This is a genomic window from Neobacillus sp. PS3-12, from assembly GCF_030915385.1.
GTDB lineage: Bacteria > Bacillota > Bacilli > Bacillales > Cytobacillaceae > JAEVLT01.
This window is the reverse complement of record NZ_CP133268.1, coordinates 3,174,817-3,190,421: the sequence shown is the minus strand read 5'-3', so window position 1 is coordinate 3,190,421 and position 15,605 is coordinate 3,174,817. Positions and strand designations below refer to the sequence as shown.

Sequence of the window (15,605 nt, the reverse complement as noted above, 5' to 3'; positions counted from 1 at the left end):
AAAAGGAAGATGCTTCTAACATCTTCCTTTTTTTACTATTCCTATGAAATTGAGCTAACTCCTCTTCCGGAAACGGTCATCCACTCGAATTGACGAAGCTTCACTTCAAACAATGTTAACGGGTCACGGTACAGTTCTGGATTCGTATTCATTTTTCGAAGGCCTTCTTTGTTTGTTTCAATTTCGGAACGAGAATCTTCAGCCGCCTGCCTTAGTTCACTTTGCGGATCTCTAAAGAACATCGTAATATCCCGTTCAAGTGATTTTTCAAATAACTCAAACTGCTGGAAAAACTGCTTAATTACAAGTTCAGTAGCTTCAGAATAATCCTCTGTTTCAATAAACGTTTTATATCTGTTAAACAGCATTGATTTATTTTGTATGGCACCAAATAATTTACCTGCACTTTTTATTAAAAGCTGTGAAGGCGTTCGGCGCAGAAGAATATTTACATTTTCCAATTGAAGCCTGCTTGTCATTCGATCCATATCACGGCGCCAATCATCCAGGACTTTAAAGTCACAGGTGAATTTAATTCTCTCTTCACCATACAAGGTATTAAAACCCTCTGCCATTTCATCCAAGAATAATTGCCCTTGTTCAAACTCATTCCTTGAAGCTGCGATCCAGCCATTAAGTGATTGATAAAATTTAGGAAGAACTGTTTTCTCCAAGTAATCTTGTATTCTCTTATTCATCTCATCATTCAGTTCAAGATGAATTCTGCTAAAATTGCTATCTTCCTTAACTAGTTTGGCACATTCCCGAAGCAGCTTAGGAATGGATTCGGAGATTTCCTTTTGAACCGACTCCTTGATCAAACGATAAGACCTTGTGATGACTTTTGTTTTTTGCACTTCTACATCACTTAATTGATTTAATGCGCCGTTTAATTTTATGACAATCTCTTCATTCCATTGAACAGATTCCATCATTTGATTTTCAACATCAATTCGTTTTTGTAAAAGCGTAGTGATCGTCGAACGTATAAACGTCAGTAATTTGGATAATCGTTGATCTTCTCGATTTTTTGTATTTCGGATTGACCTCATGAATTCATTCAAATCACTAAGCTGCTGATTGCGATCGTAATGAGAGGAAAAGGCAAAGATTTTTGCATTCGGCAAATAAGAATGAATCGTTGCACTTGTTTCTTCAAATATCCTTATCGCTTCATCTTCATTACTGATCGAGTCCATTTTATTTAACAAGAAGTGTACAGGAACTTCTGGTGCATAGTTATGCAGCTTTGAAAGAATCGTTTGTTCCTTTTCTGTAAATGGTGCAGTTGCATCTAATACAAAAAGAATGGCATCCGCAATGGTTAAATATTTTAGCACTTCGTTTTGTTCATATGGATTACCGCTTAATGCCGGAGTATCCATAACTGCCAGGTGATTTTCGTTTAAAAATTGGTTTTCCTCTTTGTACTCAAGAATCGATTCTAATGCATTTCGACGACGTTGTAATCTTTCTTGAAAATCAGAAATGTCACTTAGTCCAGCTATTTCCCAATCTGTTATTTCATTGATTTTTAAATCCTCATCGTCTTTAAACACGACCAGAGAGGATGTGGACACTTCAGGTAAGAGATCCTGACCAAGAACAAAATTGACAAAGGAGGACTTCCCGCTTCCACTAAGTCCGGCAATAAACAGATAATCCGTTTCAAAATTAAGGATTTGCGATAGAGTCCATTTTAACCTTAAGTTAGCACCCATATCATGGAACTCAGCCCAATCCATAATGGATTCAAATAAGTGAATGCATTCATTAAATTCATTCACCGTCTTTTTAGAATGGCTGAAAAGATTCTCAGCATCACTCATTGTCGATGATGCGATACTAGCAGGAAAAAGTTCAGCCCAGGACATGACAGCTGTTGCTGCTAGTACAGCCTGTGTGGAATCTGTGATCCTGACCCAATTGGTTAATAATCCCGGCACAAGGTCTTGCAGCTGGTTGATTAGATATTTTCCATCAATTAAAGCAAAATACGTATTTTTTAAAATTCTTGAAAGTTCAGGCCATGAATCGCTCCGGCTCAAATCCAATCCCAATAACAATTGATTCAATTCTTGCAGCCATGAAAAATAAGTCTCCTCTTCCTTATAGCTATTCCAAATTGTCAGCACTAAGGTCTCAAACCTTATATGATCTAATCCGTATAACACTCGGAGCGTTTCGCTAAAATAGCTTGGTGCCAACATGTTTGTTACACCTTGATCGATATAGGTTTTAAGGATATCAAACCATTGAACCGATTCAGTTCGAACCGCTTCACTTACCGCCAATTCTATCGCACTGGCATAATCCTGGTGTTCTTCAAAAAAAGCACGTGCAAGCTCCGTTACGTCAGGATAATCCGGATTTTCCACGATTGTTTTTTTGATAATCTGTGAAGCTGCATCTGTTTTGCCCCGTTCAATGTACAATGAAAATAGTTGTAAGGCTGTTTCTGTCATTAAGGTGAGATTATCGGATTGAATAGATTTGTAAAGATCTTCTGCAGTAGGAAGAAGTCCAAGAGCATAGTAGGCATCCCCCATATTTTTCTTTGCCCATGGCTCCAATTCATTCGTGATGTTGCCCCACTTGAATATAGCTGATTCAAAATCCTTATGATGAAAGTAAACTTCACCCTGTGCAAAACGAATATACGATAAATCAGGCACATCCTTTTGCTGTTCTTCTTGAAAAAGTTCACCTAACACACGAACTGGATGAAGATCCTCATGTTCATTTATGAACATTTCATAATAAGCTTTTTTTATTAACTGACTGTCTAAAGTCATTGTTTCCCCCTCCAATAGCAGCACTTTTCTGTCATTCATATGGAAAATACGCACAATTATTCCATATACTATTCGCAGGATGATCGCAAAATAAGTCCTAATTATCTGATTCTAACAAACCATTCTTTTAAAGACATTTCAGTTGTATTTCATTTTAAAGACAAAACAATCAACCTTTTACTTATTCATCAACCATCCCTTTCGATAGAACCATACACTCATTGCAATTGCGATGAAGACCATTAATCCCCAAACATAGAAGTATCCATATTTCCAATGTAATTCAGGAATATACTCAAAATTCATCCCATAGACGCCAACGATAAATGTCAGCGGCATAAAGATCGTTGTAAACACAGTAAGAGTCATCATAATTGCATTCATTTTATATGACTGCACGGACATAAAATTTTCTCGCATATCAGCGGTTACTTCTTGATTTTCATTTAACATGTCCGACAGTTTCTGCAGATGATCATATATATCTGCAAAGTATTGCTGATATTGCCCTGTTTCTCGAATCTTATCGGAATTCATAATTCGATACAATAAATCTCTCATTGGAAAAATTGTTTTTCTCAGCCGAATCAAGTCACCACGGATATCATAAATCTCATCAATAATTTTTCTGCTTCTTGCCTCATTCTCTTCAAACGCAGTAAGCTTATCTTCAATTTGATGCATGATTGGAAAATAATGATCGACTAGCTCATCAATAATCGTATGCAGGATGAACAGCGGTCCGACTTTATTTATGTCTTTTTGTGAAGTTACCTTTTTGCTTATTTCTTTAAACGCTGGCTCATTTTGGAGATGAAAGGAAACGACAAATTTATCGCCAACAAAGACATCTACTTCCTCACATTTTAACGAGCTTTGATTTAGAGAATGCAAGACAAAGAACAAGACATTATCATAAAAATTCATATTTGGCCTTTGAATAAAATGTAAACAATCCTCAACGGCTAATGGATGAAAATGAAAAAAATCCGTAAGTAAGCGAATTTCTTGTTCAGTCGGCTGGTCAAAGTCAACCCAAAAAAACTTATATTCAGGGGAGTATACTTGGTTGATTTCAATATCTTGTTTTAAGATATTATCTTGAGTTAAAGCATAAGTATGGATCATTTTGAGTTCCCCTCTTTCTGTTCGAAGCATTTTAAGTAAGTCTTTTATTCATGATAACAAAAATTAATCCTTACAAAAAGGAAATTGAATTCACCAATGAAAGAATTAAACAACGACAACTAATTGCTAAAGTGGAGCATTTTTCCTATACTTAACGTTAATAACCAATTGAGAGGAGTTTTAACAATGGACAAGTCTTTCAAAGCATTAATGGTAAATAAATTGGATGAGGATTTTTCTGTAGAAATTAAAGATATTAACCTTAATGACCTGCCAGACGGGGATGTTGTCATCAAAGTTGCTTACTCAAGTGTTAATTTTAAAGATGGATTAGCAAGCATCCCAAACGGTAAAATTGTTCGCTCATATCCCTTCATACCAGGTATAGATATGGCTGGGATTGTGGTTGAATCAAAGGACCCCCGCTTCAAAGAAGGAGATGAGGTCATTGCTACAAGTTATGAAATTGGTGTTTCCCATTATGGCGGCTATAGTCAATACGCTCGGATCCCTTCTAATTGGATTGTTCCGCTGCCAAGTGGTCTAAGCTTAAAAGAAGCAATGATCTACGGTACTGCTGGATTTACAGCAGCATTATCCGTACATCGTTTAGAAGAAAACGGTTTGAACCCGAAAAAAGGAAAAGTTCTGGTAACCGGTGCTACTGGCGGTGTGGGCAGCTTGGCGGTTTCAATTCTAGCAAAACGCGGCTATGAGGTTATTGCCAGTACTGGCAAGGAAACGGAACACCCTTATCTTAAGGAATTAGGCGCAAAGGAAGTTCTATCTCGCCAAGAGGTAACAGAAGAAAAAATTAAAGTGTTAGATAAGCAGTTATGGGCTGGAGCAGTAGATCCTGTTGGCGGGAAAACTCTTGCATCCATTCTAAGCAAGATCGTCTATAATGGCTCTGTTGCGGTGAGTGGTCTAACAGGCGGTACAGACGTACCAACAACTGTATTTCCCTTCATCCTTCGCGGGGTTAACCTATTAGGCATCGATTCTGTCTATTGTCCAATGGAGGTGAGAAAAACAATTTGGGAACGGATGGCTTCTGACTTTAAACCAGCTAACCTAGAAGTTAACATCAATAAAGAGGTCTCTCTTGAAGAACTTCCATCTTCCTTATCCTCGATTCTTAAAGGGGAAGCCCGAGGAAGAACAATCGTTCGACTTTAGTTTTTTTAATGTTCCACAGTTCAACAAAATCTTAGATTTAGAGTTCGAATGACAAATTTTCCAGGAAATATTTTGTGTTTTTTCTACAATTTATTTTTATATTTACTATGTATAAATTGTAATATGTCATAAGAAAAAACAAAGCATACGTTCATAGCGTGTGCTTTGTCTGACTGTTGAGAAAGTATATAGTTAGAAATCTGGTTTTCGGACACAAAAATCGAAAACTATTGCGGTTGTGTCCGAAGTCAGGGTATCTTCGGACACAAGAAGCCGAATTTAGCACAGGTGTGTCTAAAGTCAGGACATCTTCGGACAAAGGGAAGCAAAATTTCCATAGTTGTGTCCGAACCCTGGGCTTACTCGTGCCATTGGGTTTCTCGACAATCTGACAAAAGCATATGTTCATAGCACATGCTTTTGTTTTTTCATATTTAAATATTCATCAAGCCGTCAGACTCCGCTTCTGAGTCTGACGTTTAAAATATCGATCCAATGCTGCACCGTTTAAGGATGCCAATACTTGCTGGAACAGCATCCCCACTACAACCGGCACCGCTACTGCAGGTGGAAAATAGGAAACTGCGATTACAGCACCTGCACTTATATTTCTCATTCCACACGTAAAAAGTAGCGAAACAACGGTTCCCCTATCTTTCTTAAGAAGCTTCCCTGCTAAGAAGGAAAACAAATAACCTGTACAAGCTACAAAAAACACAACCAGCACAATTGCTGCCAACTTTAAGTTAACATTCCTCAAATAAGGAGCAACAACAGCACCATTCAGCATGACGGTAACTCCTACACCTATTTTTGAAAAAGGTGCTAACGGAGTACCTAAAACCTCTTTTGACTTCCCTTTCGTTAGTTGATTTAACAACATTGCTATAAGCGAAGGAATAACCACCATTCCAAACAATCCCTTCATCATTCCCCAAACATCCATCTCAATTTTTTGACCGACAATCAATGATAGTGTAAACGGAACAATAAATGGCGATAGCATGGTATCGATTAGAATGATTGATAATGTCAGAGCGATATTTCCTTTATATATGGATGCCCATATAAAACTAGTAATTCCCGTTGGAATCAGCATTACCATAACCAACCCAGTTATGGTATAGGAATCACCATTAAAAGTCAGATGCCCAACTCCAAGTGCCCAGAGTGGCATAACAACATGAAGCATAATAAGGGCAACAAAAATAGGAACCGGATGACTGACGGCTTCCTTAAACGATGTGAAGTTTGAGCCTAAGCTTCCTGCAAACGTCATAAATGCAAAAATATATGGAATCAAATAAGCAAAATCTTTTAGATAGGATGCAAGTAATACCCCAAGCACTACACCAGTAGGAGTAATCAACGGCATTATTTTTTCAAGACTCTTGTTGAGTGTTTGCAGCATATTTGTTCTCTCCAAGTGTTTATTTATCATATTCCTTCAATTGTATCTTTTTTACTTAAAAAATCAATTTATATTAGTCCCAATAGGGCAGCAAAAAAACTGTTAGTTTTTCTAACAACATCTCTGACAGATGTCAGAAAATACATTATTCTAAATAAAAAATACGATACCAAATTTGGAAGGAATGGTTAAATATGTATCGAAAAAATGAAGTAAATTTAGCCAAAAAAATTGTTCATCTCGATTTATTACGAGAGGAATTATATGAAGAATTATTAAAAGCACTCGGCTCACGTGCACCTGAGCTATTACGCAGAATACAAAATTCTTAAAATTGGGGTGTATTCCATGTCAAATTATTTACGTACTGCTATCGAGCAAGTAAAGCAGTTTTATATAACAAAAATTATTGATGCCAACCTCCAAAGAGAGACCCCACAAGAATTAACAGAACTTACTGTCAGTGAACTGGCAGTGATCTATAAACGAGCAGTTAAACCTCAAGAGATAGACCAAAAAATGTACCTAAATCGAAAAGAAATAAGTCAAAATATTTTCAAAAACATGAATTATGTGAGAAAATGTAACATATCAAGTTAATTTAATATAACATGAATACAATCGTAAACTTGGTGGTGATTGCTAAAAATGGGAAGTGAAGCATCTTACAAGGACAAAAAAGTAATTACAATAGGAATTGTTAGAGAACTTACCGGCCTATCCGAAAGGCAAATACGTTATTACGAAGAAAGGAAACTCATTTTCCCCGAGAGATCCCCAGCGGCAGCCGAAAATACTCCTTTACAGACGTCGAATTACTAATGGATATCGCCAATAAAATCGAAGATGGAATACAAACACATGAAATTAGACTTGAAATGGTACGTGAAAAGAAAAAACGTGACGAGCAAGAGGTTCGCCGCCAAATGATTCAAGGCCAGATAAACGCCCAATTCGGGGTGCGCAAAAGATAACTCCCCTAAACTCTTACACTCCAAAACTCTAAAACACCTTCACCCTTCATGTGTGAGGGTGTTTTTTCGCCCACCTATTCCAAAAACCATGTCAGGTAATCTCACACACTTATAGAATCAAAATGATAAAAATGTAAAAATACAACTATCAATAATGTAATAAAAATTGACATAGCTTTTTGAAGGGGGAGTAAGAATGAATACTACATTTCTAATGAATAGTCTCTGGACAATGGTAGGTGCAGTTCTTGTCATTTTAATGATTGGTGGTTTTATCCTACTTGAAACCGGATCAACAAGAATGAAAAATGCCGGGCATATTGCCGGTAAAACAATTCTTACATTTTCGATTAGTTCGCTCATCTTTTGGGCCGTAGGATTCGCTTTAGCTTTTGGTAACGGAAATTCATTAAATTCAATAATTGGATTATCTCATTTCGTTTATTCAGGCTATGATATTAAAGGACTATCACTCTCAGGATCCGTATTCTTTATGTTCCAGCTCGCTTTTGCTGGTATCTCTTTAACAATCGCTTTTGGCGGTTTTGCAGAACGCGCTAAATTAAGTGCATACCTAGTATTTGCGGTATTATTTTCTATCATCGTTTATCCTCCAATCGCACATTGGATTTGGGGCGGCGGCTGGCTGGCCCAACACGGAAAACAAGATTTTGCCGGTTAACAGTTGTCCATTTAACGGGGGCAGCAGCGGCACTTGCGGCAACGATTCTGTTGAAACCTCGTATCGGTAAGTTTAATAAAGACGGTTCAGCAAACAGTATCGAAGGGCACAACCAGGTTTTTACAGCTTTAAGTGTACTCTTGTTATGGGTAGGCTGGTTTGGATTTAATGCAGGGAGCACATTAGGCGTTGACAAAGGCTTTTTTGGATACGTTGCTCTCAATACTAATCTAGGTGCTGCTGCCGGTACAGTTGCAGCAATGATTATTTCTTGGATCGTCTTAGGAAAAGCAGATGTACCAATGATGTTAAACGGCGCACTTGCAGGATTAGTTGCTATTACCGCATCTTGTGGTTTTGTTGCTCCATGGGCAGCCGTTGTAATTGGTTTCATTGCTGGAATTCTAGTATTCTATAGCATTCGCTTCTTTGAAAAAATCAAAATTGATGACCCGATTGCAGCTTTGTCTGTACACGGTACTGCAGGAGTTTGGGGAACATTATCAAATGGATTTTTTGCAACAAAAGAATTAGCAACTGTTGGCCGTCCTGGTTTATTCTACGGAGGCGGCTGGCACCAACTTGGCGTTCAAGCAATGGGAGTTATTGCGTGTGGTCTCTTCGCATTCATTGCTTCATTCATCCTCCTCTATGCAATGAAAGCTGCCATGAAAGGACTTCGTGTTTCAGAAGAAGAAGAAATTATCGGCTTGGATATGAGTGAACACGGAAGCTACGGTTATCCAGAATTATTAAAGCATAAAGAAAACTCGCCGATTGGCGAGCCCTTAAGGGCGAAGACAGAGGCGTAATCTTATAAATGGCGGTCACCCGCGAACAGGTGACCGCTATCCACTTTTTTATTTATTGAAGGGCGGGAACCGGATGGGCATTGGCTCCTACGAAGACATTAAAAAATATCGAGATCTCAAAATGAATGATTATCTTCATGATCATTTCCTGCTAAATCAATTCCACGATGAAATCATGATGCAAGTAATATGGATCTCTCTTAGAAAATTAGAAACAGAAATTGGACCGATCCCTTCCCCCTTCTCTTTTTTTGTCATGGGAAGTGCAGGTCGCTTTGAACAAGGTATTTGGAGCGATCAAGACCACGGAATTATATATGAAGAAAAGGACCAGCGTGCCAAAAAATATTTTTTACATTTAGGAAGCGCAATCTCTAAAGGACTAAATCAGGCAGGTTATCAATATTGTCATGGTGATGTAATGGCAAATAATCCCTCATGGTGTAAGTCCCGTTTGGAATGGCAGCAGCAAATCAGCGACTGGGCCGAAGAGAAGAGCTGGGAATCGATTCGCAATTTACTGATCCTTACAGACAGCCGAACCTTATATGGTGAAAAGCAATATATACACAAATTGAAACAATTTTCCTTTATGACGATTCAAATCTACAAACTTCTCCCACAAATCTACAATAATACGCTTTATTTCAAAAAAGGAATCGGCGTTTTGGGGCAACTTTTAGCTGAAACACATGGCAACTTTAGTGGACAGCTTAATTTGAAGGAAACAACCCTAATCCCGTTTGTCAATTCAGTTCGTTTTTTAGCAATAAAAGAAAATATTTTCGAAACCTCTACTCTATCAAGAATCAACCAGCTTTCAGATAAAATTTTTTCAAAAGAAGAAAAAGAAACATACAAGCTTCATTTTTCAACACTATTAAAGTATCGCCTATTATATGGTAATCATTCAGATTATGAAGCAAGTCATTATGTAGATATTACAAAATTACCCAAAGCGCAGAAGAAGGAATTAAAAGAAATTCTTAAAGCGGTTATTACACTTGGTAATCATCTAAGAAGATTAATAGAAAAGGAAGGATTTTATGGGGGCGAATGAGTTGTTCCAATTTTTCAGAGACATGTCAGGTAAATTCAATTCAAAAATTTATGCAGGAATTCGCGGTCAATCAAGCCCCCAGCATATATCATTCCTTCGGCAGCTTCAAAAAGAATTAAGAGAAAAAAACAGCCTCGACACTCCCCTCGAAACATTAAAGGTAGTTATTTTTGATATGGAAACAACAGGCTTCTTTCCAGAAAAAGGTGATCAAGCCATCTCAATTGGGGCAATCAAGATGTGCGGGTCAGCAATTGAGGAGGAATACACCTCTTCCTTCTATTCTTTAATAAAAGCGGATAAACCGATACCTCCAGAGATATCCACCCTGACTAATATTCACGATGACGAGTTGGCCTCAGCCCCCACGGCATCCGATGTCTTGATGAAGTTTTACAAGTTTATTGATGGCAGAGTTCTTGTGGCCCATCATTCCAATCACGAAAAAGCCTTTATGCAAAAAATGACATGGGATATATGGCGAACTCGATTTGAGCACCGTTTGATTGATACTTCTTTTCTAGTAGGGTTATTCACTCCTGTCATTAAGCCATTAACTTTAGATGAAATATGTATGAAGTACGAAGTGGCAATAAAAGACCGACATCATGCGCTTGGAGATGCAAAAATGACGGCAAAAGTATGGAGCATCTTATTAAAAATGGCACAGGAAATGGGAATCGAAAATTTAAGAGAAGTGTATGAAAGAATTGCTAAGAAGTAATATACAAACTAAAAAAAGCTATATAAAAAAAGTAAAATATCGTTCTTTTTACTTTTGATAATTTTAAAAGGCATGATTAATTTGTTGATATATAGAGAGTTTGTCCCACCTTTTTCCAGACTACAAAAAAAGAATATATATGATTTTGAAAAATTTTTTTATTTTTTTATTTTAGAATATTCCTTGTTATAGCAATATTGTAAACGCTATCAATGAATTTGAGTGTTTTGAATTGTCAGATATTAATATTGACCACATTACTGAATAGAGTTATGATATCGCTAATAAAACCTTTATTTTTGAAGACTTTCTATATCAAGGGCCTTCAATTAATCGAAAAAGAAAAAAGAGTATCCGCACGGGTGATTGTGGTTCTATTATCACAGCAACCACCCTTTTGAAATAGGAGGCAGCCATAAATGAGAAGCGATATGATTAAAAAGGGGTTCGATCGCGCCCCGCATCGCAGTCTATTATATGCAACAGGGGTTAAAACAAGTGATTTAGATAAACCGTTTATCGGTGTATGTAATTCATATATTGATATCATCCCCGGGCACAAACATCTTAATATTTTCGGAGAAATAGTTAAAGAAGCAATCCGTGAAGCCGGAGGGGTTCCGTTTGAATTCAATACAATTGGTGTTGACGATGGAATTGCCATGGGACATATCGGAATGCGCTATTCCCTTCCAAGCAGGGAAATTATTGCTGATAGTGCTGAAACAGTTATTAATGCCCATTGGTTTGATGGTGTATTTTACATCCCAAATTGTGACAAGATTACTCCAGGGATGTTAATGGCAGCAGCCAGAACCAATGTCCCTTCCGTATTTGTATCTGGAGGTCCAATGGAGGCAGGTGTTTCCTCAAGCGGAAAAAACCTTTCTCTAACATCTGTATTTGAAGGCGTCGGAGCTTTCCATAACGGAACCATTAATGAGCAAGAGCTATTCGAACTTGAATCAAAAGCATGTCCTACTTGCGGATCATGTTCAGGTATGTTTACTGCAAACTCCATGAACTGTCTAATGGAAGTTTTGGGAATGACTGTTCCAGGCAACGGAACAATCGTTGCTACTTCTGAAGAAAGACATCAATTAATTCGCCAAGCAGTCAAACATTTAATGGATCTTATCAAAAATGATATAAAACCTCGCGATATCCTGACAAGAGAGGCATTCGATAATGCATTTGCTCTTGATATGGCAATGGGCGGTTCAACGAATACAGTATTGCATACATTAGCCGTTGCACACGAAGCGGGAATTGAGTACGATTTGCACGAAATTAATAAAATTGCTGAAAAGGTTCCATATTTGGCTAAAATTATGCCTGCATCCGACGTTTCTATGAATGATGTTCACAATGCCGGAGGAGTCAGCGCTATTCTTAATGAATTATGCCAAATTGAGGGCTTAATGAATAAAGATTGCATTACAATCACAGGCAAAACCCTTGCCGAAAACGTAAAAGATGCAAAAATTTTAAATGAAAAAGTCATACGACCAAGAACAAACCCATATAGTCCTGTAGGCGGGTTATCAATTCTTTACGGTAATATTGCACCTGATGGCGGTGTCATTAAAGTTGGAGCTGTTGACCCATCGATTAAAAAGTTTCTTGGTGAGGCCATTGTGTTTGAATCACAGGATGAGGCACAAGAAGCCATTAATAACGGAACAGTTCAGAGTGGCCATGTTGTTGTAATCCGCTATGAAGGTCCTAAAGGCGGTCCTGGTATGCCGGAAATGCTTGCACCTACCTCTGCCATCGCTGGCCGTGGCTTAGATAAGGAAGTTGCCTTAATAACAGACGGACGTTTTTCTGGAGCTAGCCGTGGTATTTCAATTGGACATATCTCACCTGAAGCAGCAGAAGGCGGTCCTATTGCCCTCGTTCAAAACGGTGATCAAATTCTAATCGATCTACAGGAACGTTCAATTGAACTCTTGGTTGATGAAGAAGTCCTTAATGAACGCCGCAGTTTTTGGGTAAAGCCTGCACCAAAAATTACATCTGGGTACCTTGCAAAATATGCAAAACTTGTAACTTCAGCCAACACTGGCGGGGTCATGAAAATATAATTAAAAATAGCTGTTTACAAATTCACAATAAACTGATAACATTGAAAAATAAATTTTCAAAAAAAATAAAATTATCAATAAATCGATGACGGGAATAAAGGAATAAGAATATGTATTCACAGAGAGCCGGGGTTGCTGGAAGCCTGGTATTACATCTTATTCTGACATCATCCCTGAGTGTTGGGCTGAACGGATTTTATCCTAATAGGTTCAATCGGGTGTACTCATGCGGCACCTGTTACAAAAAGAAGCGGTTTTGATGTTGAGATCGCTTCATAAGGCAGTATTCGTGAGGATACTGTAAAAATCGGGTGGTACCGTGAAAAGCAAAGGCCTTTTCTCCCCGCTTAATCTGCTAAGAGGCAGTTTATTCGGATGGGAATTGGTCTTTTTCTTTTGCTAAAAAGTCAGCTTACTCATTTTAGGATAAATGCCAGTATTTTGTTAAAAGACGCAGCCGCCAGCTGAGTTTTTCAAATATTTAAACATATTAAGGAGGGATCACTTCGTGAAAGTAGAAGCTAAACCGGATTACAAGACTAACGCAGCTCCAAAGACAGGTGCAGATCTTCTCATTGATTTATTAATAAATGAAGGTGTAGACATGTTATTTGGGTATCCAGGGGGTGCGGTTCTACCAATCTATGATGCTATCTATAAAGCAAAAGGTAAAATCGAACACGTTCTCTTCCGCCACGAGCAGGGTTCCATACATGCAGCTGAAGGATATGCACGTATTACCGGAAAACCTGGGGTCGTTATCGCTACCTCCGGACCTGGTGCTACCAATCTGGTAACTGGAATCGCTGATGCAATGATGGATTCTTTACCACTTGTCATTTTTACTGGCCAAGTTGGCCAAAGCGTAATTGGAACAGATGCCTTCCAAGAAGCAGATATCGTTGGAATCACAACTCCAATTACAAAGCACAATTACCAGGTTCAATCGATTGCTGATTTACCTAGAATTGTAAAAGAGGCTTTTCACATTGCTTCTACCGGCCGCCCAGGACCTGTATTGGTGGATGTTCCAAAAAATATTTCAGCGGGCGTATTACCTGGTGAACCAGCTGACGGCAAATTTAGTCTTCCTGGCTACCAGCCAACAACAAAACCAAATCCGCTCCAAATTAAGAAGCTTGCAGAGGCTCTTGGAAATGCAAGAAAGCCCGTCATTCTTGCTGGAGCTGGAATCTTGCACGCTAAAGCTTCAACAGAACTACTGGAATTAGTAGAAAAGCATAAACTTCCAGTAGCAACGACTCTTTTAGGATTAGGAAGTTTCCCTGGCAACCACTCTCTTTCTTTAGGGATGGCCGGCATGCACGGAACCTACGCTGCAAATATGGCAATGTATGAATCCGATCTGTTGATTAACATCGGGGCCAGGTTTGATGACCGCTTGACTGGAAATCTACAGCATTTTGCGCCAAATGCAAAAGTAGCACATATTGACATTGATCCTGCGGAAATCGGGAAAAACGTTGCTACCCAAATCCCGATTGTAGCCGATGCCAAAGAAGCGTTAAAAGAACTGAATAAATACGCTGACAAGTCACCAGATCATCTTGATTGGCTGGAAGCTCTTGATAAGAAAAAGGAACAATTCCCTCTATGGTATCAAGAACAGCAGGAAGCGATTTGTCCACAATGGTTAATTCAAGCAGTCCACAAGGTTACAGATGGCAATGCAATCGTAACGACGGACGTTGGCCAGCATCAAATGTGGGCAGCCCAATACTACTCTTTCACCAAACCAAATCGTTGGGTAACTTCTGGCGGACTAGGAACAATGGGATTTGGCTTCCCTGCAGCCATTGGGGCACAATTTGCTGCACCAGATAGTCAAGTAATTGCCATTGTTGGTGATGCAGGATTTCAAATGACCCTGCAGGAACTATCGGTAGTTCAGGAAAGAAACCTGCCAATTAAAATTGTTATTGTCAATAACGGTGCTCTTGGAATGGTTCGTCAATGGCAGGAAAAATTCCATGGTGAACGCTATTCTGAATCCATCCTATGCTCACAGCCTGATTTTGTGAAGCTTGCTGAAAGCTACTCAATTAAGGGATACAAGATTGATAATAAGGAAGATCTTATTACCACTCTTCCTGAAATCTTTGCTTATGATGGCCCTGTATTAGTAGATTGCCGTGTTCTTCCTATGGAAAATGTCTATCCGATGATTGCCCCTGGAGCAGGGCATCATGAAATGATTGGGGTGAAACCATGAAACGCATCATAACTCTTACTGTTGAGGATCGAAGTGGTGTTTTAAATCGGGTTACCGGCCTTTTGCTAAGGAGGCAATTTAACATTGAGAGTATCTCCGTTGGTCCGACAGAGATTGTCGGAGTCTCAAAAATGACCTTAGCCGTTGAAGTGGAAGATGAACAAAAACTTGAACAAGTAACAAAGCAATTGAATAAACAAATTGATGTTTTAAAGGTTTCAGACATTACCGATAAAGCAATTGTAGTTAGAGAGCTTGCTCTCATTAAAGTTTCCAGCAATCCACAGCTTCACAGAGAAATTAACGCTATCATTGAACCATTCCGTGCTTCCATTATCGATGTGAGCAAAGACAGCCTGTCAATCGAGGTTACTGGAAAGCCGGATAAAATTGAGGCGGTACTTGAGCTTCTCCGCCCTTATGGTATTAAAGAGATTTCAAGAACTGGCTTAACCGCATTTTTACGCGGCCAGCAGCCACAATCAAGTGAGTTACAAACCTTTTCTATATTAAAATAATC

Annotated in this window: 11 protein-coding genes and 2 pseudogenes; 10 read left to right on the top strand and 3 right to left on the bottom strand. The window is 38.6% G+C overall.

What is annotated here, in order from left to right:
• Positions 1-41: 41 nt before the first annotated feature.
• Positions 42-2,795 (bottom strand): dynamin family protein, encoded by a 2,754-nt coding sequence (locus tag RCG17_RS16260; protein WP_308171192.1) that lies wholly within the window; start codon positions 2,793-2,795, stop codon positions 42-44.
• 177 nt (positions 2,796-2,972) lie between these two features.
• Positions 2,973-3,923: a magnesium/cobalt transporter CorA gene (corA, locus tag RCG17_RS16255; protein WP_308171191.1), complete on the bottom strand. Its 951-nt coding sequence runs from the start codon at positions 3,921-3,923 to the stop codon at positions 2,973-2,975.
• 186 nt (positions 3,924-4,109) lie between these two features.
• Here corA and RCG17_RS16250 point away from each other — a divergent pair, with 186 nt between their 5' ends.
• The gene (locus RCG17_RS16250; RefSeq protein WP_308171190.1) at positions 4,110-5,102 is read left to right on the top strand and encodes an NADPH:quinone oxidoreductase family protein; all 993 of its coding nucleotides are present in this window, start codon (positions 4,110-4,112) and stop codon (positions 5,100-5,102) included.
• 445 nt (positions 5,103-5,547) lie between these two features.
• Here RCG17_RS16250 and RCG17_RS16245 read toward each other — a convergent pair whose 3' ends face one another.
• Positions 5,548-6,513, bottom strand: coding sequence for a bile acid:sodium symporter family protein (locus tag RCG17_RS16245; protein WP_308171189.1), 966 nt, complete (start codon positions 6,511-6,513; stop codon positions 5,548-5,550).
• A gap of 194 nt (positions 6,514-6,707) precedes the next feature.
• On the opposite strand from RCG17_RS16245, the gene RCG17_RS16240 reads away from it, so the two are divergent.
• The 9 genes and pseudogenes from RCG17_RS16240 to ilvN all read left to right on the top strand — a co-directional run bounded on the left by RCG17_RS16240 (position 6,708) and on the right by ilvN (position 15,603).
• Entirely contained in the window at positions 6,708-6,845 is a 138-nt protein-coding gene (locus tag RCG17_RS16240; RefSeq protein WP_308171188.1) for a hypothetical protein, read from the top strand.
• A gap of 16 nt (positions 6,846-6,861) precedes the next feature.
• Positions 6,862-7,113 carry a Fur-regulated basic protein FbpA gene (fbpA, locus tag RCG17_RS16235; protein WP_308171187.1) on the top strand — a complete coding sequence of 84 codons (252 nt, stop codon included), beginning with the start codon at positions 6,862-6,864 and terminating at the stop codon, positions 7,111-7,113.
• Between the two features lie 48 nt (positions 7,114-7,161).
• Positions 7,162-7,487: pseudogene (locus RCG17_RS16230) on the top strand (MerR family transcriptional regulator).
• A gap of 196 nt (positions 7,488-7,683) precedes the next feature.
• A pseudogene (locus RCG17_RS16225) lies at positions 7,684-8,981 on the top strand (ammonium transporter).
• 73 nt (positions 8,982-9,054) lie between these two features.
• Positions 9,055-10,041, top strand: a complete 987-nt coding sequence (locus RCG17_RS16220) for a DUF294 nucleotidyltransferase-like domain-containing protein (RefSeq protein ID WP_308171186.1) — start codon at positions 9,055-9,057, stop codon at positions 10,039-10,041.
• Position 10,042: 1 nt separating this feature from the next.
• The gene (locus tag RCG17_RS16215) at positions 10,043-10,765 is read left to right on the top strand and encodes an exonuclease domain-containing protein (protein WP_308171185.1); all 723 of its coding nucleotides are present in this window, start codon (positions 10,043-10,045) and stop codon (positions 10,763-10,765) included.
• Between the two features lie 419 nt (positions 10,766-11,184).
• The gene (gene ilvD, locus RCG17_RS16210; RefSeq protein ID WP_308171184.1) at positions 11,185-12,852 is read left to right on the top strand and encodes a dihydroxy-acid dehydratase; all 1,668 of its coding nucleotides are present in this window, start codon (positions 11,185-11,187) and stop codon (positions 12,850-12,852) included.
• Between the two features lie 508 nt (positions 12,853-13,360).
• Positions 13,361-15,085, top strand: a complete 1,725-nt coding sequence (ilvB, locus tag RCG17_RS16205; protein WP_308171183.1) for a biosynthetic-type acetolactate synthase large subunit — start codon at positions 13,361-13,363, stop codon at positions 15,083-15,085.
• Positions 15,082-15,603, top strand: a complete 522-nt coding sequence (gene ilvN / locus RCG17_RS16200; RefSeq protein ID WP_308171182.1) for an acetolactate synthase small subunit — start codon at positions 15,082-15,084, stop codon at positions 15,601-15,603. Before ilvB ends, ilvN begins: the two co-directional genes overlap by 4 nt.
• The last annotated feature ends 2 nt before the right edge of the window (positions 15,604-15,605 follow it).

Coding starts and splice junctions, on each gene's coding strand:
- RCG17_RS16260 (WP_308171192.1), bottom strand. CDS start 2,795: ATGACTTTAGACAGTCAGTTAATAAAAAAAGCTTATTATGAAATGTTC.
- corA (WP_308171191.1), bottom strand. CDS start 3,923: ATGATCCATACTTATGCTTTAACTCAAGATAATATCTTAAAACAAGAT.
- RCG17_RS16250 (WP_308171190.1), top strand. CDS start 4,110: ATGGACAAGTCTTTCAAAGCATTAATGGTAAATAAATTGGATGAGGAT.
- RCG17_RS16245 (WP_308171189.1), bottom strand. CDS start 6,513: ATGCTGCAAACACTCAACAAGAGTCTTGAAAAAATAATGCCGTTGATT.
- RCG17_RS16240 (WP_308171188.1), top strand. CDS start 6,708: ATGTATCGAAAAAATGAAGTAAATTTAGCCAAAAAAATTGTTCATCTC.
- fbpA (WP_308171187.1), top strand. CDS start 6,862: ATGTCAAATTATTTACGTACTGCTATCGAGCAAGTAAAGCAGTTTTAT.
- RCG17_RS16220 (WP_308171186.1), top strand. CDS start 9,055: ATGGGCATTGGCTCCTACGAAGACATTAAAAAATATCGAGATCTCAAA.
- ilvD (WP_308171184.1), top strand. CDS start 11,185: ATGAGAAGCGATATGATTAAAAAGGGGTTCGATCGCGCCCCGCATCGC.
- ilvN (WP_308171182.1), top strand. CDS start 15,082: ATGAAACGCATCATAACTCTTACTGTTGAGGATCGAAGTGGTGTTTTA.